Origin of the sequence: Chitinophaga oryzae (assembly GCF_012516375.2) — a bacterium.
Taxonomy (GTDB): Bacteria; Bacteroidota; Bacteroidia; order Chitinophagales; family Chitinophagaceae; genus Chitinophaga; species Chitinophaga oryzae.
The window spans coordinates 2,370,355-2,393,012 of record NZ_CP051204.2; the positions used below are offsets into that span (position 1 = coordinate 2,370,355).

25 protein-coding genes are annotated in these 22,658 nt (G+C 52.8%); 15 read left to right on the forward strand and 10 right to left on the reverse strand.

What is annotated here, in order from left to right:
• Positions 1–18: 18 nt before the first annotated feature.
• From HF324_RS09865 to HF324_RS09875, 3 genes are all read right to left on the reverse strand, one after another.
• Positions 19–2,553, reverse strand: a complete 2,535-nt coding sequence (locus HF324_RS09865; RefSeq protein WP_168859686.1) for a phosphocholine-specific phospholipase C — start codon at positions 2,551–2,553, stop codon at positions 19–21.
• Positions 2,554–2,654: 101 nt separating this feature from the next.
• Positions 2,655–3,989, reverse strand: coding sequence for a GntP family permease (locus HF324_RS09870; protein WP_168802317.1), 1,335 nt, complete (start codon positions 3,987–3,989; stop codon positions 2,655–2,657).
• A 221-nt stretch (positions 3,990–4,210) separates the two neighbouring features.
• Positions 4,211–4,837, reverse strand: coding sequence for a pyridoxamine 5'-phosphate oxidase family protein (locus tag HF324_RS09875; protein ID WP_168802318.1), 627 nt, complete (start codon positions 4,835–4,837; stop codon positions 4,211–4,213).
• A 65-nt stretch (positions 4,838–4,902) separates the two neighbouring features.
• Between HF324_RS09875 and HF324_RS09880 the strand changes: the two genes are divergently transcribed.
• The gene (locus HF324_RS09880; RefSeq protein ID WP_168802319.1) at positions 4,903–6,393 is read left to right on the forward strand and encodes an aminotransferase-like domain-containing protein; all 1,491 of its coding nucleotides are present in this window, start codon (positions 4,903–4,905) and stop codon (positions 6,391–6,393) included.
• A 23-nt stretch (positions 6,394–6,416) separates the two neighbouring features.
• On the opposite strand, the gene HF324_RS09885 is transcribed toward HF324_RS09880, so the two are convergent.
• Complete coding sequence (locus tag HF324_RS09885; RefSeq protein WP_220100710.1) at positions 6,417–7,454, reverse strand: mechanosensitive ion channel family protein; 1,038 nt, start codon at positions 7,452–7,454, stop codon at positions 6,417–6,419.
• Between the two features lie 186 nt (positions 7,455–7,640).
• On the opposite strand from HF324_RS09885, the gene HF324_RS09890 reads away from it, so the two are divergent.
• The 4 genes from HF324_RS09890 to HF324_RS09905 all read left to right on the forward strand — a co-directional run bounded on the left by HF324_RS09890 (position 7,641) and on the right by HF324_RS09905 (position 11,917).
• Complete coding sequence (locus HF324_RS09890; protein WP_168859687.1) at positions 7,641–9,404, forward strand: erythromycin esterase family protein; 1,764 nt, start codon at positions 7,641–7,643, stop codon at positions 9,402–9,404.
• A gap of 101 nt (positions 9,405–9,505) precedes the next feature.
• A complete protein-coding gene (locus HF324_RS09895) occupies positions 9,506–10,954 on the forward strand; it encodes an alpha-L-fucosidase (RefSeq protein WP_168859688.1) in 1,449 nt (482 codons plus the stop codon).
• A 6-nt stretch (positions 10,955–10,960) separates the two neighbouring features.
• Positions 10,961–11,275, forward strand: a complete 315-nt coding sequence (locus HF324_RS09900) for a hypothetical protein (RefSeq protein ID WP_168802322.1) — start codon at positions 10,961–10,963, stop codon at positions 11,273–11,275.
• A gap of 69 nt (positions 11,276–11,344) precedes the next feature.
• Positions 11,345–11,917 carry an NADPH-dependent FMN reductase gene (locus tag HF324_RS09905; protein WP_193114989.1) on the forward strand — a complete coding sequence of 191 codons (573 nt, stop codon included), beginning with the start codon at positions 11,345–11,347 and terminating at the stop codon, positions 11,915–11,917.
• On the opposite strand, the gene HF324_RS09910 is transcribed toward HF324_RS09905, so the two are convergent.
• Complete coding sequence (locus HF324_RS09910; RefSeq protein WP_168802323.1) at positions 11,918–12,373, reverse strand: hypothetical protein; 456 nt, start codon at positions 12,371–12,373, stop codon at positions 11,918–11,920.
• 70 nt (positions 12,374–12,443) lie between these two features.
• On the opposite strand from HF324_RS09910, the gene HF324_RS09915 reads away from it, so the two are divergent.
• Genes HF324_RS09915 through HF324_RS09930 form a run of 4 tightly spaced genes read left to right on the forward strand, consistent with a single transcriptional unit; the run spans position 12,444 to position 15,064 of the window.
• Complete coding sequence (locus HF324_RS09915) at positions 12,444–13,355, forward strand: helix-turn-helix domain-containing protein (RefSeq protein ID WP_168802324.1); 912 nt, start codon at positions 12,444–12,446, stop codon at positions 13,353–13,355.
• A gap of 53 nt (positions 13,356–13,408) precedes the next feature.
• Positions 13,409–13,873: a hypothetical protein gene (locus tag HF324_RS09920; RefSeq protein ID WP_168802325.1), complete on the forward strand. Its 465-nt coding sequence runs from the start codon at positions 13,409–13,411 to the stop codon at positions 13,871–13,873.
• Between the two features lie 2 nt (positions 13,874–13,875).
• Positions 13,876–14,196, forward strand: coding sequence for a DUF3817 domain-containing protein (locus tag HF324_RS09925; RefSeq protein ID WP_168859689.1), 321 nt, complete (start codon positions 13,876–13,878; stop codon positions 14,194–14,196).
• Positions 14,197–14,251: 55 nt separating this feature from the next.
• Positions 14,252–15,064 carry a DNA glycosylase AlkZ-like family protein gene (locus tag HF324_RS09930; protein WP_168859690.1) on the forward strand — a complete coding sequence of 271 codons (813 nt, stop codon included), beginning with the start codon at positions 14,252–14,254 and terminating at the stop codon, positions 15,062–15,064.
• Between the two features lie 3 nt (positions 15,065–15,067).
• Here the strand turns inward: HF324_RS09930 and HF324_RS09935 are convergent, their stop codons facing one another.
• From HF324_RS09935 to HF324_RS09945, 3 genes are read right to left on the reverse strand one after another with little or no spacing between them, the layout of a single operon-like run.
• On the reverse strand, positions 15,068–15,187 hold the full coding sequence (locus HF324_RS09935; protein ID WP_309475662.1) for a helix-turn-helix domain-containing protein: 120 nt from the start codon (positions 15,185–15,187) through the stop codon (positions 15,068–15,070).
• A 35-nt stretch (positions 15,188–15,222) separates the two neighbouring features.
• Entirely contained in the window at positions 15,223–16,344 is a 1,122-nt protein-coding gene (locus tag HF324_RS09940) for a hypothetical protein (RefSeq protein ID WP_168859691.1), read from the reverse strand.
• On the reverse strand, positions 16,341–16,976 hold the full coding sequence (locus HF324_RS09945) for an ABC transporter ATP-binding protein (protein ID WP_168802329.1): 636 nt from the start codon (positions 16,974–16,976) through the stop codon (positions 16,341–16,343). The genes HF324_RS09940 and HF324_RS09945 overlap by 4 nt, the downstream gene beginning before the upstream one ends.
• A gap of 104 nt (positions 16,977–17,080) precedes the next feature.
• Here HF324_RS09945 and HF324_RS09950 point away from each other — a divergent pair, with 104 nt between their 5' ends.
• Positions 17,081–17,980 (forward strand): polysaccharide deacetylase family protein, encoded by a 900-nt coding sequence (locus HF324_RS09950; protein WP_168859692.1) that lies wholly within the window; start codon positions 17,081–17,083, stop codon positions 17,978–17,980.
• Here HF324_RS09950 and HF324_RS09955 read toward each other — a convergent pair whose 3' ends face one another.
• Complete coding sequence (locus HF324_RS09955; RefSeq protein ID WP_168802331.1) at positions 17,981–18,484, reverse strand: DinB family protein; 504 nt, start codon at positions 18,482–18,484, stop codon at positions 17,981–17,983. It abuts the gene before it with no gap.
• Positions 18,485–18,633: 149 nt separating this feature from the next.
• Here HF324_RS09955 and HF324_RS09960 point away from each other — a divergent pair, with 149 nt between their 5' ends.
• Positions 18,634–18,933, forward strand: a complete 300-nt coding sequence (locus tag HF324_RS09960) for a hypothetical protein (protein ID WP_168802332.1) — start codon at positions 18,634–18,636, stop codon at positions 18,931–18,933.
• A 32-nt stretch (positions 18,934–18,965) separates the two neighbouring features.
• Positions 18,966–19,742 (forward strand): 3-keto-disaccharide hydrolase, encoded by a 777-nt coding sequence (locus HF324_RS09965; protein ID WP_168802333.1) that lies wholly within the window; start codon positions 18,966–18,968, stop codon positions 19,740–19,742.
• A gap of 14 nt (positions 19,743–19,756) precedes the next feature.
• Here the strand turns inward: HF324_RS09965 and HF324_RS09970 are convergent, their stop codons facing one another.
• Entirely contained in the window at positions 19,757–19,903 is a 147-nt protein-coding gene (locus tag HF324_RS09970; protein ID WP_168802334.1) for a hypothetical protein, read from the reverse strand.
• A gap of 108 nt (positions 19,904–20,011) precedes the next feature.
• Between HF324_RS09970 and HF324_RS09975 the strand changes: the two genes are divergently transcribed.
• From HF324_RS09975 to HF324_RS09985, 3 genes are all read left to right on the forward strand, one after another.
• Positions 20,012–20,992 (forward strand): GlxA family transcriptional regulator, encoded by a 981-nt coding sequence (locus HF324_RS09975; RefSeq protein ID WP_168802335.1) that lies wholly within the window; start codon positions 20,012–20,014, stop codon positions 20,990–20,992.
• 154 nt (positions 20,993–21,146) lie between these two features.
• Positions 21,147–21,893: a nucleotidyltransferase gene (locus tag HF324_RS09980; RefSeq protein WP_168859693.1), complete on the forward strand. Its 747-nt coding sequence runs from the start codon at positions 21,147–21,149 to the stop codon at positions 21,891–21,893.
• Positions 21,894–21,895: 2 nt separating this feature from the next.
• On the forward strand, positions 21,896–22,639 hold the full coding sequence (locus tag HF324_RS09985; protein ID WP_168802337.1) for a metallophosphoesterase family protein: 744 nt from the start codon (positions 21,896–21,898) through the stop codon (positions 22,637–22,639).
• Positions 22,640–22,658: the final 19 nt, after the last annotated feature.

Below are 22,658 nucleotides of genomic sequence, written 5' to 3' on the forward strand. Positions count from 1 at the left end.
CCCGGATTCCATAAACTATCAGGAAATTTTTCCCATATAGGGGTCAGTAATGCTTTCTGCGCCTGTTTCCACGCGTCCGGCGTACCTCCGTGCGTATTGGGCGTGACCTTCGGCCAGCACAGTGAAATCGTACCATCCGTGGCTGGACTGCAACGGCAGGGTGATCTGTGCGGACTGTTCATTTGCCACGGTACGGGTGATGGCCTTGTTGCCGTAAGCATTGTCCCGGATGGTGATGTGCAGCGGTTTGCGGCCGCTGTTGGCCACGGAGAGCAATACGTTGCCTGTCAGCTTTTGGGAAGACTTGTTTCGTTCATAGGTACACGTAGTAGTGATGCCCGGGTCTTCCGTATTGCCGGTGGCTTCGCGGAAGAAGCCATTGGGGCCGTGCAGCTGCAGGTGGTAGCGGTTGTTTTCAAACGCTTCCAGTGGCCATTCGTAGTGAAGCTGGTCGCCCGCTTTCACGGCGAAGGACCAGTTGCGGCACTTGTCGGTGTTGCCTTTATCGTCTTTATAGGTTACCGGGGCGATGACGGTGAAGGGTGAGCCTGCGGCCGCCGCACCGAATACTTTGTTGCCCGCCGCGAAGCTGGCTTTCACCTGCCCGCTTCCGGGCAGACAGTCGATATCGGCGTACAGTTCATAAGGCAGGCCGGGAGAGGGGCGTACGCCTTTTTCCTGCGGCGCCAGCAGCCGTGCCGGCGTGGTTTTGCCGGTGACCTGCGTGAGGTCATCTGCCGAAAGCTTTTTAAAGCCGCCGGGGATGGTTTTGAACTGCGCGTTATAGATTTCCTGCACGAATTTTTCTTTTTCCAGGAATGGCAGTTTTTCTTTCTTAGGCGTAAAAGTGCTGAAGGCAGCGGTGAGATCGCCGCAGATAGTGCGTCTCCACTGGCTGATATTATCCAGGTGTACCTGTTTTTTGTATTTGCGGTTCACAAATGTTTCCAAAAACTGCAGGGTAGACGTGTGATCGAACACCTGTGAGCACACTTTGCCACCGCGGCTCCACGGGGAGGCGATGAGCATCGGAACGCGGAAGCCGAGGCCGACAGGGGCTTCCCTGGCCTGCTTTTTATGGATGCCCTGCGCCAGTTCATTTTCCAGCCGCACATGTTCCACTTCCGTATCAATGCCGGCAGATACTTTGCCGGTACCGGGCTTGTTTTCATCGGGGATGGAGAAGGGAGGCACGTGGTCGTAGTAGCCGTCATTTTCATCGTAGGTAACGATGAAGATGGTTTTTTTCCATACCTCCGGGTTGCCGGTGAGGATGTCCATGATTTCAGACACGTACCAGGCGCCGTACCAGGGGGCGCTGGGGTGGTCGGAGAAATTCTGCGGACCGCTGAGCCAGGACACCGTGGGTAGTTTGCCATTGCGCACGTCCTGGCGGAACTGGTGCAGGATATCGCCTGCGGGGACGGTGACCTTGCGGTCCTGCCCATCATCGGTGTACCGGAAGGTAGTGACGCTGCGGAAGTTGGGATCGCCGCTGTTGATCACAAATGCGTTGTTGTAAAGTTCTTTCTGTTGCGCTGTCAGTTGTTCGAAACTTTCTTTGTTCCATTTGGCCAGCTCTTTGGTGGCGTTGTCCAGCACTTCCTGTTTTTTCGCCACTTCGGTGCGTATTTTCTCTGCTGCTGCATCGGAAGAAGGCGAAGCTACCTGCAGTTTATTGATTTCTTCCGGCAGGGTTTCCACCTGTTTGAGCAGGGTCTGGATATAGCGGGAAGAGAATTTTACGTGATAGGCTTCGAAGAATTCGAGGAGGTTGCAGCCGAAATTTGCCAGCCATGCTCTTTCTTCGCCTTTGAAGCCGCCGCCGCAGCTAAGATCGTTCTGGTAGAATTTCCAGGGGATATTGTTTTCTGTCAGCAGTTCAGGGAATGTTTTCCAGGTCTGCTTGCCGTAGGCGAAGTCGTCGTTGCGGATATTTTGTTTGGTGCGACCGTTTTCCTGGCTATCGATTTTGCCTGTCCAGAAGAAGGAGCGGTTGGGCGTGGTGCTGGTCATGCCGGAGCAAAAGTGTTGGTCGCATATGGTGAAAGCGTCTGCCATGGCGTAGTTGAAGGGAAGGTCTTCCCGGGTGAAATACCCCATGGTGAGCGGCATGTGTGCATATTGTTTGTTGCCCGGTTTTTTGGCGAGCAGCCATTGATCGTGTTTGCCTGCGTTGTATGCATCTACCTGGCTGGCGCGGGAATGCGGCAGGGAACCCATCCACGTGATCTTCGTGTCTTTGATATCGAGCCGGAAAGGCGCATAGGTGTCGCCTTTTTCGTCGGTCTGGAACCATACCGGTTTCAGATCGGGCAGTGGGATGGCGCGTGGATCGCGGAAACCTCTGACGCCTTGCAGCGTGCCGAAGCAGTGGTCAAAAGAGCGGTTTTCCTGCATGAGGATGACGATATGTTCCGCATCGAGCCAGGTGCTGCCTGGTGTCGGGTCTATCGCGAGTGCCCGTTGAATAGATGCCGGCATGATAGTGGAGAAGCCGGCCGCTCCGGATAACAATAACGATTTTTTCAGGAATTCCCTCCGAGTGTCCATGAGTGGAAATTGTTTAAATGTGTCGCTGGTTAGTTTGTGTCAGGGCGAAAAATACTCATCATTTTTATCAGATTATAACCATTCATCCATCTTTTACGATATCATAATATGAGCCGTGACAGCAGGTACACGCATAACATGGCAACAATACCCATTACCAGCGTGGCTATCGTATACACGCGCAGCATGTCTTTTACTTCCAGGCCGGAGAAGCGGGAGATCACCCAGAAGTAGGCGTCGTTGGTGTGGGATACCATCATGGAACCGGCGCCCATAGCCAGTACACAGAGTATGGAGCCGTCGGGCGTATGCAGTCCGAGGGCAGGCAATAACGGATGAATGATAGAGGCGGCGGTGATGATCGCCACGGTAGAAGAGCCCTGGGCGGTCTTGAGGATGGCGGTGACGATGAAAGGTAACAGTATGCCCGTGCCCGTTATGGCCGGGTTGCCGGCAATGTGCGCACCGATGCCTGCTTTCGCGAGAATGGCGCCAAATGCGCCGCCACCGCCGATGATCACGAGGATACCGGCGGCTTTCTCTGCGCCCTCCTGTAGTATTTTGCGGAAACCGTCACCCTGACTTTTACGCATGCCCAACAGCGCCAGTGCGATACCAATGGTAATGGCGATCTCTGGCGTGCCTGCAAGGTTCAGCAGTTGCAGCGGAAGAGAAAGGGTTGTTTGTCCGAGCGTAAAAAATGAACGCAGGGCGATCAGCAGAATGGGCACGGCAATAGGCAGAACAGACATCCGGACGGAGGGGAGCGTGTCCGGCGTGGTGTCGGTCTCCATAGCAGCGGGTGCAACGGCGGGCAGCCGCCGGCCGGCATATAACGACCACGCATATCCGCAGAAAGAAGCCGGGAGGGCAATGAGCAGGCCGTATAACATCACGCGCCCCATATCGGCCTGGATAACGCCGGTGGCGGCCGTAATGCCCGGATGCGGCGGCATCATACAATGTACGGCATACAGGCCGGTGGCCAGCGAAGAGGCCATGATGACCATGGATACGCCGGAACGCCATGCCAGCGCTTTGTTCAGGCCACTGAGCACAATAAACCCGGAGTCGCAGAAAATAGGCATGCCTACCACGTAGCCGATGATATTGAGCGCCAGCGGGGAACGGCCCGTGCCGGTTTGCCGCAGCACATAGGCGGCCAGCACCGTAGTGCTGCCGGTGTGTTCGAGAATGAGTCCCAGCGTAGTACCGAGAATAATCAGCAGGCCGAGAGAACCGATGATTTGTCCGAACCCGGTTTTGATAGTAGTGAGTATATCCGTCAGCGGTAGCTGGAAAATAAGTCCGGCCAGGAGTCCGGCCAGCAATAGGGCGAAGAAAGCGTGTATCCGGAAGCGTGCGGTCAATATCACAATCAGTGCGATACCAGCCAGCAGCCCGCTGATACTCTGCAACAGCGAGATATTGTTCATGGGCGGCAGTGATAGTTCTGATATCCTACAAGATATCTATTATATCCGCATCCCGCAAATTATAATTAGCCCCGGGCTGAAGCCCGGAGCTGTGGTTGATTCCCCTGATAGCGAAGATCAGCGCAGGACTATCATTGATCGGTTGTTTCATTCGGCTGTTGAGTCATCGTATTCATCTTCGCTTTGATCTTCGTTAGCAGGGGAATCAGGGGTATGTGCTATTACAACAAATGCGGAGGCAACGGTATTCCTTCGCTGAGCGCTTCTGTCACCGGTGTCAGGCGCCGTGTTTCCAGCGGGATGATACCGGACCAGACGGGCAGGTCTTTGTATTCATCTTCGCCGGGCATGCCGGTGCGTATCTTAGCGGAGGCTTCTTCGAGAGAAAAGGCCAGGATGGTCGTTTTCCGGACTTCGCTCTCTTTGACCGGCTGGAGGTAATCCCAGCTGTTGGGGACAAACTTCTCCGTAAGCCAGCGGAAGGCCTCGGTTTTCTGCTGCGGGTCTTCTATTTTTTCAGGGGTGGCAAACAGGATGACGGAGCGGTAGTTCATCGAATGGTTGAAAGCGGACTTGGAGACTACGATAGCATCCAGCAGGGTAACGGTGATGCATACCGGTAGTCCCTTTTCTATTTCGCGGATGAAATGGCTGCCCACGGAACCGTGGATATATATTTTGTCCTCATGGCGTACAAAGCCGGTCGGAATAGCAAATGGTTTATTGTCAAGCGTAAAACTGACCGTACACACAAGAGCCTCGTCCAGGATGGCATAGATAGCGTCCCGGTCGTAGGAGGCCCTTTTGGGATAGCGGCTGGGGGTGAGATGTGGGGGAATAGGTTGCATGTCGTTGTAATTTTTTACAAAGTTGTACCTTTATTGGCTCGGTGTTATCATCCGATTCAGATAAAATGAGTAGTCCAATTTTCTCCCTGTTGCAATTAGACAGGGATGACAAGCAACCAGTATACCTGCAACTGGCGAATCAATTGATGGGATTCATCCGGACCGGCCCCCTCCATGCTGGCCAGCGGTTGCCCAGCAGCCGTGAGATGGCTGAAAAACTGCAGCTGCACCGCAAGACGGTCGTACGCGCCTATGACGAACTGCTGGCGCAGGGCTGGCTGGAAAGCCATACCGGCAGCGGCACTTTCGTAGCCCGTCATCTCCCTAAAACAGAACTACAGACGCTGACGGCCAACGAGGAGGCCACTTTCAATCCGCTACGGACGGCAGGTTTCTCTTTCACGGTGCCCGAGCACCTTAACCGCCCCGTGATGAAGGCCTACAGCCAGCTGCACCTGGACGACGGTTTTCCTGACGCCCGCCTCGCCCCGCTGGATGAGCTGACGCGTAATTACCGCAGCCAGCTGCTGAATGGTAATCCCTATGTGCGCCTGGGCTACGGTGACACTACCGGCGCTTCCCGCCTGCGGCAGGAGCTGTCCGAATATCTCAATGAAACCCGCGGGCTCAATACCACCGCTGAAAATATCCTGATCGTCAGAGGCACCATTATGGGATTCTTCCTGGTAGCGACCGGGCTGGTAGGCAAAGGCGACCATGTGGTGAGCGCCAGCATGTCATGGGCCGGCGCAGCGGCTAACTTCAGGCAGGCCGGCGCCCAGCTGCATACCGTGCCGGTAGACGAACACGGGATGGACACCGATGCGCTGGAACGTATCTGCCAGCAGAAAAAAGTACGCATGGTGTATGTGACACCGCATCACCACTATCCCACGACGGTCGTATTACGGACTGACAGGCGTTTACAACTGTTACGCCTATCCGAAAAATACGGCTTCATTATTTTTGAAGATGATTATGACTACGATTTTCATTATCTGAGCAAACCGCTGGCGCCGCTGGCCAGCGCAGACAAGGCCGGTATGGTGATGTACGGAGGGTCGTTCACCAAAGCCATTTCCCCGGCTTTTCGTGTAGGCTATCTTGTTGGGTCGGAGAACGTGATCAACTACCTGGCGAAGCTGCGGCGTATTGTAGACCGCCAGGGAGACCTGATGCTGGAGAATGCATTTGCGGCGTTGTTGCAGAGCGGCGTTATCCACCGGCACCTGCGCAAATCGCTGCGCCTGTACCGGGAGCGCAGAGACATCTTTTGCGAACTGCTGCGCTCCGAACTGGGCGACGATGTGCATTTCCAGGTGCCGGTAGGCGGCCTTGCGGTATGGACCGGCTTCGATCCCCGTATTAACCTGAAAACGCTGGCGGAGAAAGCCCTGCAGCAGGGGCTGTACTTTTACGACGGGCATACCTTCGACGGCCCCGGCGTCAAACTGAATCATACCCGGCTGGGGTTCGCGTCGTCCAATCCATCGGAACTGGAACAGGCGGTGGGCATCCTTCGTAAAATTATCTCGCAAAGCAAGCTAAGATCTTAGCGAGTGGTAAGAGCGCTAAGATCTTAGCTGCTTTGCGAGACGATGGCTCTTGTTTTCGGTAAACATTCAGGATGATTTTCCCGGATATATTTCACCAGTTCTTCGCGGATGTAGCAGCGCAGGTCAAAGGCATTGCCGGAAGTGGCGGCGCTCATGAGCGTTCTTACTTCGATGGTCCGTTCAGTCGTGTTCGTTATCTGCAATGCGCTGGCGCGTCTGTCCCACAAAGGAGATGCTTGCAACAGCCGGTTAAAAGCATCCCTTATTTTATCGACAGGCGCGGTGTAGTCGAGATAAAAGAAAGCGGTGCCCAGTATTTCGGAGCCGGTGCGTGTCCAGTTCTGGAAAGGTTTCTCTATAAAATAATTAATCGGCAGGATGAGCTTGCGCTGATCCCAGATGTTGAGCACCACATAGGTAAGGGTAATTTCTTCCACACGTCCCCATTCTCCTTCCACCACCAATACGTCGTCGATACGGATAGGTTGTGTAAAGGCTATCTGGAAACCGGCGAGCAGGTTACCGAGCGATTTCTGTGCGGCAAAACCGATGATGATACCGCCAACGCCTACACCGGTCAGGAGTCCTGCTCCTAACTTCCGCAGGCTGTCAAAGCTCAGCAGGATAGCACAGGCGGTGAGCACCAGTATTACCGAAATAGCCAGTTTGCGTACAAACTGCAGCTGGGTGCGGATTTTCCGCTCTTTCAGGTTGTTGGCTTTTTTGAGGTCATACGTATGGTATACATAATCCTCCAGTACTTTGACAGCGCCGATCATCAACGCGGCGAAAGAGAGCGTTAAAGCGATTTCCACGATGCGGTTCAGCAGCACTTCGTCTTTTGCGGGCACCCGCATGAGCGGCATCAGCATGTTGAGGATGAGCAGGGGCAGAAAATAATTGAAAGCTTTCCCCAGATGAAAGAGCACGCTGTGTATCAGTGAAAAGTCTCCTTCTTTTACCGTTGTCCTGCGCAGGAAGAGCGATAGCAGAAACTTGATCAGCCATCCCGCAATTACTGAAATGCCCACCAACATCAGGTCCCACAGGATGTTGGGCAAATGGTCCGTTTTTTCTAATATATCATTCCACATAGGCGCGCAGGCCACAAAAACGGTGCCGCAGGGGTAGCTAAACATTAAAATAACATTAGAATCAAATTGTCCTGTCGGTTAAAAAAAGACAATTGAATATTTTTTGTGATGGCTGACGGTTAAATTAGTGGTACCAAGAGCTGTTATTCCGCTATGAAGAAAATCTTGCTTTTACTGTTGATATTAACCCCTTCTCTGTTGCGCGCGCAGCAACGTTACAACCTCGGCATGGAAACAACCGATGTGCGCACGGCGTTGCCCGCCGGCTGGACAGCATTTACCACACCGGAAAGTGACAGCCGCGTATCGACGGACAGTACCATGGTGTATTCCGGGCGGTATGCCATCCGGTTAACGAAAGACAGCAGTCGCGCGCAAACGCCTGGCATAGCTGCTTACACGGTGCCGGTGGATTTTTACGGCAAAACGATAAAGCTGCGCGGGTATGTCCGTACAGAAGCTGTAGAAGGCGGCTGGGCAGGATTGTGGATGCGGGTGGACGGCACCGCTGCTTTCGATAATATGCAGCAGCGCGGTATTAAAGGTACTACGCCATGGACACCCTACGAAATCGTATTAAAGCTCGACGGGAACGCCACACAGATTTCTTTAGGCGGATTGCTGACGGGAAAAGGCAGGGTATGGATCGACAGCCTGACCTTGTTTGTGGATGGTAAAAATGCGCAGTTGATCCCGGCGGAAGATATAGCGGCCAAAACAGCAGAAATGAATTGGCTGAAGACCCATGCCATGCCGTTAAAGGCAGTGGATGCCGGTCATGGCGGTGATGATTTGCAGGGGCTGAAACCATTGATCGGCAATGCGCGCATAGTGGCATTGGGAGAATGTACACATGGTTCGGGCGAAGTATTCCGGGTGAAACACCGGCTGCTGGAGTTCCTGGTAACGGAAATGGGATTCCGGATTTTTGCGATAGAAGCTAACCTGCCGGAAGCCAGCATCATGAATGAGTATGTGTTGTATGGTAAAGGTACCGCGGAGAAAGGGCTGGATGCGCTGTATTTCTGGACCTGGCATACCAGGGAAGTGCTGGAGATGGCGAAATGGATGCGTGCCTATAATATCGCGCATCCGGATAAGATGGTGCAGTTTACCGGTTTTGATATGCAGTACAGCAAAGGCGCCTGTGATAACCTTTTACAGTTTGCCGCACAGTATGCCGCTGAACTTAAACCGCTCATGGATTCGGTGGTGCGGTATTGTGACAGGTTAAAAACGGCCGGCGCTGATCAGGCCTTTAGCCGCGAAGATAAAGTGCGCTTAAAGGAGTGGCTGGAGCAGGCAGGTGATCTGCTGAAGAAGAACCAGCGTCGTTACACGCAACAGGCCGGTGACAGCATCGTGGAGTGGCAGGCGCGTAACCTGGTGGTATTGCAACAGTATTTTTTGCTCGCTACCCAGTATGGTAGCAGTTTTAATATCCGCGACAAGGCCATGGCGGAAAATATTGAATGGCTGGCCAAACGCTATCCCGGTCAGAAAATAGTACTGTGGGCGCATAATGGTCATGTCAGCAGGCATCCCGCCCTGATGGGCGGCCATCTCGATAAAACATTCAAAAAACAGATGGTGGTGATCGGTTTTGGTACGGCCAAAGGATCTTATACCGCCATTAAAAAAGGTGAGATAAAGCGGGATAATGTGCTGGCGCCGCCGGTACCCCGTTCTTTTGAAGGGTATGCGCAGGCCAGCGGCATAGGTAATTTTATCCTTGACATCCGTAAGCGGCAGTTGCAGGAGGAGCCTGTATCGTGGTTGTTACGCTATGCCCGTTTACGAAGTATCGGATCGATGGCGATGGATGGCGGCAACGCACAATTTGAATACAACATATTACCGGATGCCTATGACGCCCTTATTTATTTGGATAACACCAGCGCCAGCGAAGTGTTGTAAGAGCGTACCATCATTAGCACATTTGGAATTAGCCCGCGTGCTTTATATATTTAGTGCCGGTAAGCTACGGATTTCACGTTACTGCTAAAATTCCATTATTCATGAAGAAAATGCTATCAGGCATGGCCTTGATGCTATGCTGTTTTTCCACACTCTTTGCGCAAAAATATACGGCTGACTGGAACTCCCTCAACAAGCGGGGCATCCCTGCCTGGTTTAACGAGGCCAAGTTCGGTATCTTTATCCATTGGGGCGTTTACGCCGTACCTTCTTTTGCCGTGGTAGGGCCGGGCGGTTATTCCGAATGGTACTGGTACAATCTCGACGGCACGAAAGAAGGGAGCCATGCGAAAGTACGGGCTTTCCACGACCAGCAATACGGGCGTGATGTGCCTTACCAGCAGCTGGAAAAACAATTTACCGCTTCGTTATTTGATCCGGCGCAGTGGGCCGATGTATTCAAACGTTCCGGCGCGCGTTATGTGGTGCTGACTTCCAAACATCACGAAGGATATTGTTTGTGGGATAATAAACAGGCCGACGCCTCCTGGGGCCGGCCGTGGAATGCTGTAACGGGGACGCCTAAACGCGATTTGCTGGGCGACCTGACGGCGGCGGTGCGCAAGGCGGGCTTACGCATGGGATATTATTATTCTTTGTATGAATGGTTCAACCCGTTGTATAAATCAGATAAACAACGATATGTGAAAGAAGTGATGATGCCGCAGTTCAAAGACCTGGTGACCCGCTACAAGCCTTCCGTTATTTTTTCTGACGGGGAATGGGAGATGTCGGACACTGCCTGGCACAGTACGGAATTGCTGGCGTGGTTGTACAACGAATCGCCGGTGAAGGACGAAGTAGCAGTGGATGACCGCTGGGGCAGCAATACGCGGGGCAAAAACAACGGCGCCACCTACCTGACATCGGAGTACGGCAGCGGCATGCAACCGGGCGTGGTATGGGAGGAGAGCCAGGGCATCGGGCAGTCGTATGGTTACAACAGGATGGAGACGGCCGACGATTACAAAAAGAGCAACGACCTGTTGTTATTGCTGACAGACATCGTGTCCCGCGGCGGTAATTTATTGCTGGATATTGGTCCCACGGCAGACGGCCGTATTCCCGTGATCATGCAGCAACGTTTGCTGGACATGGGCGCCTGGCTGAAAGTAAACGGGGAGGCCATCTACGAAACCAAAGCATGGAAAGAAACCCGTCAATGGAGCAGCGGCAAGCGGCCGGAGGTGAAGGAAGCCAGCTACATGTCCGGTTATAATATCGCTGAGATGGTTCAGCCTTCTGCCGCGCACGCACATATAGAAATGTTTTTCACTACAACAAAAGATGCGTTATATTGCATAGTGCCACGTTTTGAACAACAACTGCGCATCCGTAACTATACCGCTCCCGGGAATGCCACCTGTAGCATTCTGGGTTGCAGCAAATCAATCAAAGGACAACAGGAGGGGAAGGATTTTGTGATCAATTTATCAGGGCTTCGCCCGGGAGATGTGTCTCCGCAACTTTTTGTAGTGAAGATAAAATAAGCGTTCATGAACTTTGAAGGAGATTGCCTCCGCGAGGCCGGGCTGCTCGATGCACCCTCATTGCAGTCTATGCTGGGAGAAGGCTGGACAGAAGACGATGTCCGCCGCCTGTACCCGCTGGCGTTGCCGCAGGTAACAACCGGACGGAAGGTAGAGCTGCTGCGGAAGCTGGCCGATGCAGACGGTTATTCCCGTTTGTACCGGGTAGGGCAGTATTACTTGTTCGAGTCAGTAGACCCGTGGATGCATGATGTATTCGCCAGTGAAGAACTGATGCTGGATATAATCGCAGCGATGCAGCATTTGAAGCGAACAGCATAAAATAATCTGACCCCGGTTGTATGCAGCCGGGGTTTCGTATTTTTAGGCGGTAAAAAAAGAATCGACCGCATGGCAAAAAAAATACAGTTGCTCGCTATTTCCGGCAGCACCCGGCAGCAATCCTCCAACCACCAGCTGATACAGGCCATTGCCGTTTTGGCGGCAGATGTGGCAGATGTGCAATTGTTCGAAGGGCTGACCGGTATCCCGCATTTTAATCCTGACCTTGACCAGGACCAGCCGCCGGCGGAGGTGACGGCCTTCCGGGAAAGGCTGCGTGCCGCTGACGCGGTACTGATCTGCTCCCCGGAGTATGCCATCGGTGTGCCTGGCACATTGAAAAATGCGATCGACTGGACGGTGTCTTCCATGGAGTTTTCCAAAAAACCGGTCGCGCTGATTACAGCCGGCACTTCAGGCGTCAAAGCCCATGCATCGTTACTGGGCACGTTGCTGATAATAGAATCGAAGATTGCTGTGGCTGCGCAGCTGGTGATTTCCGCGGTGAGAACGAAGCTGGACCAGGAAGGGGTGATAACGGATGCGGATACACTGGGAAAGGTGAAGGGGCTGATACACGCGTTGATAGCAGTGGTGAAGGAAGAACCCGTGGAGTTGCTTCCTCCACCATCATTGCGTTAATTATTTTTTCTGCCAGGGAATGAGGCTGTCTGCCGGCAGATCGTATTCGTAAAGTTTTCTTGTCGCTTTGTTGATATACACCCAGCCATCGGTGACGAAGCGGGGATCGGAATGGTCCGGTTCCTCCATGTGATGACCGAGATGGTAAATCAGGTACACCGCCGAATCTGTTTCTTCGGTACGGTCCAGCATCCATTCGAGTGTTTTGTCTTTCACCGCATAGCGGATCAGTTCATTACTGGTTTCCTGCGCATACGCCAGGATCAGTGAATCTGCCCAGCCGGGCGCAGCATCGGTCTCGTTGCCGGCTGCTGATGGTGTTTGCGCGTTACCGGCGGCAGTTGGTGCGGTGTTGACAGTAGCTGTGGTGGTGTCGGTCTTCCCTTGTTGGTTATTTCGGTCAGCACAGGCAATGGTCATGCATACAGGCAACAGGTAAATAAAATACTTCTTCATAAAATATGTGTGGTATATAAACGTCTACCTGAGTACTAAAGTATGTAAATAATTTAATACCTGTTGGACGATGCCGGAAAAAACCATCAGTATAGATGACCCCGCAGCCTTTACAGCGGCCTTTATGCCGGGAATGGACAGGCAATCGGTATTCAGCGGAGGGCGGGAAAAATTTTTTATCGTGAAGCTGGAGGACATGTATCCGCATGTGAAAGGCAAGGTGCCGGCTTCGAGATCGGCCATGCATTTCTGCCTCTTTCTGACCGAAGGCAGCGCGTTCATGAAAGTGGGCAGCGAAACACACACCATCTTTGAAAATGAACTGCTGTTTGTGGCTGCCGGGCAATTGTTTTCTTTTAACGGGGGACAGGTAAACAAAGGTTACCTGTATGGTTTTCATGACGACATGCTGATGGGCCGTTTTCTCAGCAGTATGTTGCTGAAAGATTTTGAATGCCTGCGCAGCTGGGGCCATCCTGCCGTGCGCCCCGATAGCCGGACGGCCGGTTTTATCCGGCAGCTGCTGGAGCGTTTGTACTACGAATACCGGCAGCAGGGTATTCAGCGTGCTGAGATCATTCAAACTTATCTGATCACCTTACTGAGCGAAGTGAATGCTGTTTGCCGCCCCTTACAGCGGCCGGAGGGCACGGCGGCGCTGCAGCTCACGAACCGTTTCCAGGACCTGCTTTTCGGTGGCATGCCCCGATGGCGGCTGGTGGCAGATCTGGCAGCGGCATTACATATCACGCCCAATCATCTCAATAAAACGGTCAAAGCCGTGACCGGCAAAACGCCTACCCGCTGGATCGCGGAAGCGACGGTACTGGAAGCCAAAATGTTATTGTCGCAGAAAGAAATGACTGTCAGCGAAGTGGCGCTGGCGGTAGGGATAGAAGATGCTTCCTACTTCGCCCGGCTGTTTAAAAAGTATGAAGGTGTCACGCCAACGGAATTCCGAAGCAGGATTGAAAAGTCCTGAAACATGCTTTATCTGTCCTAACGGACCGCTGCATTCCTCCTGAATTTTGCAGCATGTATTCCATGCTTTTGTTTTTGCACAGCGTTACCCGCTGGTTACTGCTGACAGGTCTTGTATATGCCATCGGAAGGGGCGTGGCCGGATGGGCGGGCCGCAGGGCCTTCACCCGCCAGGACAACCTGGTACGGCATCTCACCGCCACCATCGCGCATATACAGCTGCTGATCGGCTATGTCCTTTATTTTCAAAGCCCGCTGACCGCTTATTTCCGGGCGCATGCCAAAGAGGCGTCTATGCCTTTTGAATTCCGTTTTTTCGGCTGGATACATGTGCTGCTGATGACGGTGGCCGTCATCCTGCTCACGATAGGCAGTGCTGCGGCCAAACGGCAGGCGGCTGACGCACGGAAATTCAGGACTATGACCTTCTGGTTTTTGCTGGCGCTCTTACTGATAATGGCGGCCATACCCTGGCCTTTTTCTCCACTGGCCCACCGGCCATATATCCGAATGTTTTAGTTATGATCAGATTTTTCACCACACAATTGGGCAGGCTCCGGCTGTTAGGCCTGCTGGAAGGGATCTCTTTGTTGTTGCTCGTCGGTATAGCCGTACCCATGAAGTATTTCGCGCAGAACCCGGCGCTGGTAAAAGCGATAGGGCCGGTACACGGACTACTGTTCGTTTTTTTTGTCGTGAACACCATCAGCGTGGGGATCGCCTATAAGTGGGCCTTCCGCACCACCACCTGGAAAGTGTTGCTGGCCTGCATGATCCCGTTCGGGACTTTTTACGTGGACCGCCACATCCTGGCAAAAATGGAAGAAAAGCAACCCAGCTGACATACTGTTGTCACATGCCGCTGTTAGCTTTGTGATAAATGATGATGCAGGGCTTATGACAGACAGCGACATTATGCGTCACCGGCTGCGCAATCAGCTGCTGGGGGGCAGTTCCCATACGTCGGCCGCGACAGTGGTGCAGTGGATGGGATGTGTGCAGGCGGACGATTACGCCGCCGCCAAACGGAGCATCGCAGCGCGGCTGCTGGCGCCCCGTTACAACGATACCGACCGGCTGATCAACGAAGGGCTGCTGCGGCGCAGCTTTCTGCTGAAGCCTTTGCCCGCGCTGGCAACGGCCGCGGACAGTGCGCGGATACAGCCGTTCACCTTGTCCGGCGTGCAGCAGGCCGGCCGGCGATTACACCGGATGCTGGGCATCGATGCGGTTTTGCTGAAGCAGAGCCGCCGCCGGCTGGAGGCCGCGCTGCGGGACGGGCAGCAGTTGACCCGCGTGCAACTGGCGCCCATACTCGGACTGGGGCCGCAGGACCTGCGGATGCCTTTTCTCCTGATGGACGCAGAGCTGGAAGGCGTGATCCGGAACGGCCCGCTGGCAGGAAATACATTTACCTATCAATTGCAGCCGCATGCCCCCACGAACTATGATGCCGCAGAAGCCCTGTGGCTGCTGACCGACCGCTATTTCCGCAGCCGCGGCCCGGCACGGCTGCAGGACTTCGTGGCATGGAGCGGACTATCGGCGCCACAGGGAAAGAAAGGCATCGCCATGGCGCGCCTGGCTTACCAGGTGGTGGAAGGAGAAGCTTATTGGTATGCCGCCGATATGGAGGTAACGGCACCGGTTATACGACGCATGAAAGAATTGCCCAAAGATGGCGAATTCAGGATGGCTTATGATAGCTGAAACTTATGCTTCGTCCCGTTGGTATTCCGGGATGTCGGCGGGCTGGCAGTCCAGTGCTTCGCAGATAACGTCCAGCGTGCTGAAACGCACCGCTTTGGCTTTACCTTTTTTGAGGATGGACAAATGGCCAGCGTAAGCCCCGCTTTTTTGAACAGTAATTACTCCTGGCGGTAATATCCCCTGGCGGTGAACAGGACGGAAGCAATAAAACAGCAGGGAAAGAGCCAGTATACTCCGCCAAACATAATACACCAGAAGAGAAGGCCATAGAGTAGGAAAATCACCGGCAGATAACTTCTCATGTTGACGGGATAACGGTAACAGATACTCCGTAATAACTGCACATAAACGATCAGGGAGGGTACCAGTATCACATTCATAGCCGGCGGAAAGGCCAGCAGCAGCCAGGTAAGTTCCGGCAGCAGCAATAATACATGTGTCAGTACGGAGGACAGGTAAACACGCGGGATGCTGTACGGGAAATTTCTCATAAACCGCAGGTAATGCCGCTCGAAGTGATGTTCCCGGAATATCAGCACACCGTGCGTCAGTGCAATGAACAGTACCGATGCACCGGCTGCCCGCAGGTCCCGTTGCGGATTTTCCAGCAGCCGGAACAGGCCGGTCCCGATAATCAGCGCAGTAAGCGCTTTGGTAATAGCATAGCTAAGTTTATGGCGGGCGGCTATGTGATAGAGAAAAATAGCTGGAAGCGGTTTTTTCCACTGGCGGCTTAGCCACAACAGCGCCGGGGAAGAGGATTGACCGGTAAAACGATTGGCCTGCCGGAAGCAGATCAGCGCTCCCGCAGCTGTCAACAAAAACAGGTAAATAAACAGGAGGACGGGCAACAGGTAATGTTGCCATAAAATACCAATAAACAGCGCAAAAAAGGCATAGGCAAAAGCGGGAATATTGATATGCAGTTGTACGCAAAACCAGCTGAAAAATTGTTTCTCCGGGCGCATGGCATTGGCGCTGTAAAAGATAAACTGTTGCTCCGGCGCTGAAAGCTGCGACAGTACATATTGCCAGCTCTTGATATTGTATAGCAGGCAGGTAATAAAAAAGAGCAACAGGATAAACGGATTACTGACCAGCGTAATGGTAATCAGTTGCTGAAAGTAGGCCATGGCACCGGGAGGAATATCGCCTGCGGTATTGATAAAAAAAGCATAGCTGACAAACGTTACAAAGAGGAACAGGAGCAGGCCGGCGTGGACCTTATAAAAACCATAGGAGAACACGCGTGTCAGCAAAATGGTTACAGGATGTTTCATGGCGTTTCCAGCTTAAGCGTTTGTGCTTCCACAAGTATAGTGGCAGTCATAGGAAGCGCCTGTTCTTCCGGCGACTGGTGCGACGACAGCAGGAAACTGACGCCTTGTTCCCGGCTTTTCCTGATCCAGCTGTACAGCACCTCCAGCGAGGGCTGGTCCATCGTGATCAGTGGCTCGTCCAGCAGGATCAGCGAAGGTTTGCCGATAAAAGCCAGCACCAGTGACAGCTTCTTGAGCATGCCGCTGGAGTAGGTATCGATGGGATCTGTGATGTAAGCCTGCATCTGCATGGCGTCAATGTATTGCTCCGCCTGCGTGGCAGCAGCGTTTTTAGCGGCGGCAAAAAGTGCGATCATCTCTTTACCGCTGAGATAGGGGGGGAACACCGGCTCGGCCTCCGCGAAATTGACCTCGCTGCGGTAAGCCCGTGTATGTTTTTTAAGCAACAGTTTATTGTGCAGAATGATGTCTCCTTCGAAGTGCAGGATACCGGCTATAGACCGCAACAAAGTGCTTTTGCCGGACCCGTTGGCGCCCTTGACCCAGTAAATCCCGGGGCCTATGCTACAATCGCTGACAGAAAGGACCAGCCGGTGATGATAAAATTTCCTGAATTGTTTTATCTGAAGCATGGTCCAAGTTAAAGTAATTTCTCTTTTGCTGTCATGCTACGGTCCCTATATGCTTTGTTAATATTATACCTTGATAACTGAGATATTTTTTTATCTTACTTTCCATGAAACGTCTTCTCTTTATATTTTTTCCTTTGTTTTCTTTCGCGCAGCACCAGGTGGCCATCACCATGGATGATGCACCTGTGATGGCTTTGCCGGGCTACTATACCGTCGCCCAACGGAAAGCTGTCAATGAAAAGCTGCTGCAACAGATTACCGTGCTGCATACACCGGTGAGTGTTTTTATCAACGGCGCCAACTGCATCGTTCCTGATAATCAGCTGCTGTTGAAAAAATGGGCGGACCATCCGCTGGTGACGCTGGGCAGCCATACGCTGAACCATCCTGACTGTGCGGCGTTGCCACTGGATAGTTTCAGGATGGAGGTAACGATCAACGATTATATTATCAGGGCAGTGGCGAAAGATAAGCCCGTGCCTTACTTCCGTTTCCCGTTTAACGCCATGGGGAAGGACAGCCTGGCGCAGGCCGCCACCATCGGTTACCTGAAGGAAAAAGGATATACCGCCGTTCCTTTTACGGTGGAGAGCAGCGATTATATGTTTGAACAAGCCTACCAGGAAGCCTTAAAAAAGAGAGATCACCATAAGGCGAAGGATATAGGCGCCGCCTATATCCGTTACACGCTGTTTTCTTTTGATTATTTCGAAAAGCTGGCCCGCGAAGTGTTCGGACGAGACATACCACAGGTATATCTCTGTCATGTGAACCAGCTGAACGCCGACTATTACACCACGCTGGTAAAAGCCTTGCAGCAGCGGGGCTATCAATGCATATCCTTAGAGCAGGCGATGCAGGACAAAGCCTATGCTACGCCGCTCCACGATCATCGCCGGTTCGGTTTTTCCTGGCTGTTCCGCTGGATACCGGATGCGGCTATACGCAAATCACACCTGCGCAACAGCCCGGAACCGGACAAAGAACTGGCGGTGTTTAAATAATCAGGCTGCTGCCAGTCGCGCTTTGATGTTTTCCAGCTGATGAACATGCCGTTGGGTATGAACATTGATCAGCTGCAGCCATTCGTAGCGGGTGAGCGGACCGAAGCCCGGCACTTCAAAATCGAGGCAGGTGTCTTCCAGCGGAATGGTTTGCGCGGCGGCGATCACTTTATTCCATGTTTGCTGCAGGTCTTGCAACAGTGCCGCTTTCCGGTGGCTTTCCTGCGTGGGCAGGATATCCTCTGCTGCCTGGAATTTGAGCGAGTAATTAAGAAACAGGTCGCGGATGGCGGGGGCTTTCTCGTCCGGCTGCCGGTCGGTGGGCGCTGTATTGCCGTAGAGGATGCCGCAATCGCCGGCTTTCAGCACATGTTCGGCTACCTGTCCGGCCGTCCAGCTGCCTTCAAACGGAAGGGCGTTGAGTTGTTCGTCTGAAAAGGAAGAAATCGTTTTCAGTAAGGCATTGCCGGTGGCTTCTATTTCGTTAACCAGTTCCTGACGCATAGTAGATGGGTTTTGATACAAACCTACTATCATTTTATCACCCCGAGGGGGTGTAAGACTGACTTTTCAGCGGGCGCATTGCGACAATTCATTTTAATAGCTATCTTGTGCGGGTTAACATTAATTCCACGTAAAAAAATAACTTCACCATGGATTTTCAAACATTTATGACTGCCATGAATGCTGCCCGCCCTCCTGACGGGCTGACGGTGTATTTGCAGGCATTGTGGTATGCCGGCAAAGGCAACTGGGACCAGGCGCATGAGCTGGTACAGGATTTGCCCGACCGCGATGCAGCCCATATTCACGCCTATCTGCATCGTGTAGAGGGCGATCAATGGAATGCTGACTACTGGTACCGCAGGGCCGGAGAAAAAAGTCCTGCCGTGGGGCTGGAAGCAGAATGGCAACAGCTCGTCAAACAGCTGCTGGGTGCAGGTAAAAAGTGATCATCTAATCTATCTAACACAACAAAAATATTATGAAAGGAAAAATTATACTGACCGCCCTTTTAGCCGGCGGATGTTATATGGCACAGGCGCAGGACCAGAAAGCCAAACCGGAAGATACCGAAGTATATACACCGGTACCACCGGAAGTAAAGCCGGGCAAAAAATGCGGTGACGCCCCTTCCGACGCGATCATCCTGTTTGACGGTTCCAACCTGGACCAGTGGGTGATGGCGGACGACAGGAATACGCCTGCCAAATGGGACGTGTCTAAAGGCGTGCTGACGGTCAACAAAAAGGTGGGTAATATCGAAACCAAAAAATCGTTTAACAACTACCAGCTGCATATCGAATGGCGGGTGCCGGCCAATATCACCGGCACCGGCCAGGGCAGGGGCAACAGCGGCGTGTTCCTGGCTTCCATCGGTAAAGGCGATGCGGGGTATGAATTACAGGTGCTGGACTCCTATAACAACAAGACCTACACCAACGGTCAGGCTGCCAGTATCTACAAGCAGCATGTACCGCTGGCCAATCCGACCAACAAACCGGGTGAATGGCAGGCATATGACGTGATCTGGACGGCGCCGGTATTCGGCAGCGATGGTAAACTGGTTAGTCCGGCCAGGGTGACCGTACTGTTCAACGGGGTATTGGTACAAAACAATGTGGAACTGAAGGGGCCTACCCAGTACATTGGTGCTCCGGCATATCGTGAGGCGCACGGCCCAAGCCCTATCAAGCTGCAGGCCCATGGCGATAAGAGCGAGCCGCTGAGCTTCCGCAACATCTGGATCCGCGAATTATAATATTTTATTGCTGCTCACCGGAACACCTGGTGGGCAGCAATCACTATCTCCCGCAGCAGTAACTGCATATCCTCCACCAGCCAGTCAAACAATGGGTCTTCCTGACCGCGCCTGTACGCAGCAATGACCGTCCCCATTATTTTTGTTATCCGGTAGCTCATGTAGTATTTGTTGACTGCAAACTTACTGTCGTATTTTAATATCCGGGGGCCTCCATTACGACAAAAAAGGAGGTTGTTTACGACATTGGTTTTCTCTATATTTGGTACATGAAACACATATCCATCCTCGTCCCCAAAGGTGATGTAGCCCTATCTTGCATCGAAGGCTCATTTACTGTGTTTAACAAGGTCAATGACTTTCTGGCCGCATCGGGCAGATCCCCTTTATTTAAAGTGCAACTGGTGGGCCTTGCACGGGATCCAGAAACCTACCACCGTCTTTTTGCTGTTACGCCGGACCTCACACTGGATGAAGTCAATCAGACAGACCTGATTGTTATCCCGGCGGTTAATGGCGACATGCAGCAAGTCATCAGTATGAACCAGGAGTTCTTTCCCTGGATCGTGAAGCAGCACCATAAAGGCGCGGAAGTGGCCAGCTTATGCGTGGGCGCTTTCCTGCTGGCTTCTACCGGCCTGCTGGACGGTAAAAAATGTTCCACGCACTGGTTTGCCGCCAACCACTTCCGTAAGATGTTCCCGGATGTAACACTGGTGTCAGAAAAAATCATCACCGACGAAGGAGGTATCTACTCCAGCGGCGGGGCGGCATCTTTCTACAACCTGATCATCTACCTGGTGGAGAAGTACGCAGGCAAAGAACTGGCGATTCTCTGTTCCAAGATGTTCGAGATTGAATTCGAACGCAGCAACCAATCCCCCTTTATCATCTTTGAAGGCCAGAAAGGGCATGATGATGAACCTATCCGCAAAGCCCAGGAATACATCGAACAGAATTTCTCGGAAAGGATCACGGTAGACCAGCTGGCCACCATGTTTTCCCTCAGCCGCAGAAACCTGGAAAGACGCTTTAAGAAAGCCACCTCCAATACCGCTGTGGAATACATGCAGCGTGTAAAGATCGAAGCAGCCAAAAACAGCCTGGAAAGAGGTTCAGAAAACGTCAGCGAGGTAATGTACAAAGTAGGCTATACCGACACCAAAGCATTCCGTACCACCTTCAAAAAGATCACGGGACTTTCTCCACAGGAATACCGCAATAAATACAACAGGGCGCTGGCCAGCTAACTGCAGGGACGGCTGTCAGCCTTTTGTAGCTTTTCTTCCTCATTCCTTCTTAGCCCGGATGGGTATTTTACTGCCCATCCGGCATGGATTTGCCTTGTCGCTGTGCTATCAGGGACAGGCATAGTTTTTTATCACTGTTATAAAAAACGGTGAGATGAAAACCTGTCCGGACGAAACTAACCAGGAGGCCCACGCTTTTTACCAGGAAGCACTGCACCATCTGAACGCCAGCGGCGCCGATTACATGCTCGGCGGCGCTTTTGCCATGTTCTTCTATACCGGTATTTACCGGGACACCAAAGACCTGGACATCTTCTGTAAATGGACCGAATACCCCAAGATCCTGCAATATTTTTCCGCACAGCCCGGTTATCGGGTAGAGTTGACCGATGTACGGTGGCTCGCCAAAGTATATAAAGGCGATTATTTTATCGATATCATTTTTGATACGGTCAACAATATCTGCCGGGTAGATGATACCTGGTACCAGCATACCGTTACCACCACTTTTGAAGGCGTGTCGGTGAAGCTGATGGCGCCTGAAGAGCTGGTATGGTGCAAGATCTATGTCCAGAACCGCGAACGCTTCGACGGGGCGGACGTGAACCATATCCTGCTCCGGCATAAAAACTTTGACTGGCGACGGCTGCTTTTCCGGCTGGACCAGCACTGGCATCTGCTGCTGGCGCAACTGCTGATATTCCAGTTCGTATACCCGGCGGATTATCCCGACGTGATCCCGCGCTGGCTGTTTGATGAGCTGATGGACAGGGCCCGTCAGCAATATGAACTGCCAAGGGCGGTGGAAAGAGTATGCCGTGGCCCTTTTATTGATCAGACACAATACGAGATCGATATCAAAGTATGGGATTACAAAGCGTACACGATTAAAACCGTATAGTCATGACCGAAACCAAACATCCTGTCCGTATAGCCGCCGTGGCCGACCTGCACGTGACGGTAGAGGACAAAGGCAAATGGACCGACTGTTTCAAAGAAGTGTCTGCTAAAGCAGATATCCTGCTGCTGTGCGGCGACCTTACCGATACCGGCGACGAATCAGAAGCGGCGGTGTTATACGATGAGCTGAAGGTGTGCACTATCCCCGTCATCGGGGTGCTGGGCAACCATGACTGTGAAAAGGGGCGTCAGAAAATTATCCGCAATATCATACAGGGCATTGCCAATGTGCATATCCTCGATGGCGAGGCCGTTGTGGTGCATGATATCGGCTTTGCGGGGGTGAAAGGCTTCGGCGGCGGGTTCGACGGCCATATGCTGGCCATGTTCGGGGAGAACGCCATGAAAGCGTTTGTCCAGGAAGCGGTGGATGAGGCGCTGCACCTGGACAGGGCGCTGGCCAAAATAGAAAAGGAACATCCGGGTATGAGGAAACTGGTATTGCTGCACTATTCACCCGTGTCGGAAACCATTGCCGGCGAACCGGAACAGATTTTTCCTTTCCTCGGATCGTCGCGGCTGGCGGAGCCGCTGACCAGGCGCAAGGTGACCGCGGCTTTCCACGGGCATGCCCATCACGGCCGGCTGGAAGGGCATCTGGGCGATGTGAAGATCTTTAATGTAGCCAGGCCCATCCTGCTGAAAGCAGGGTTTCAGCATCCGTTTTTTATGTATGAAATAGACTGAAGCCGTTTGTCGCTGGCCC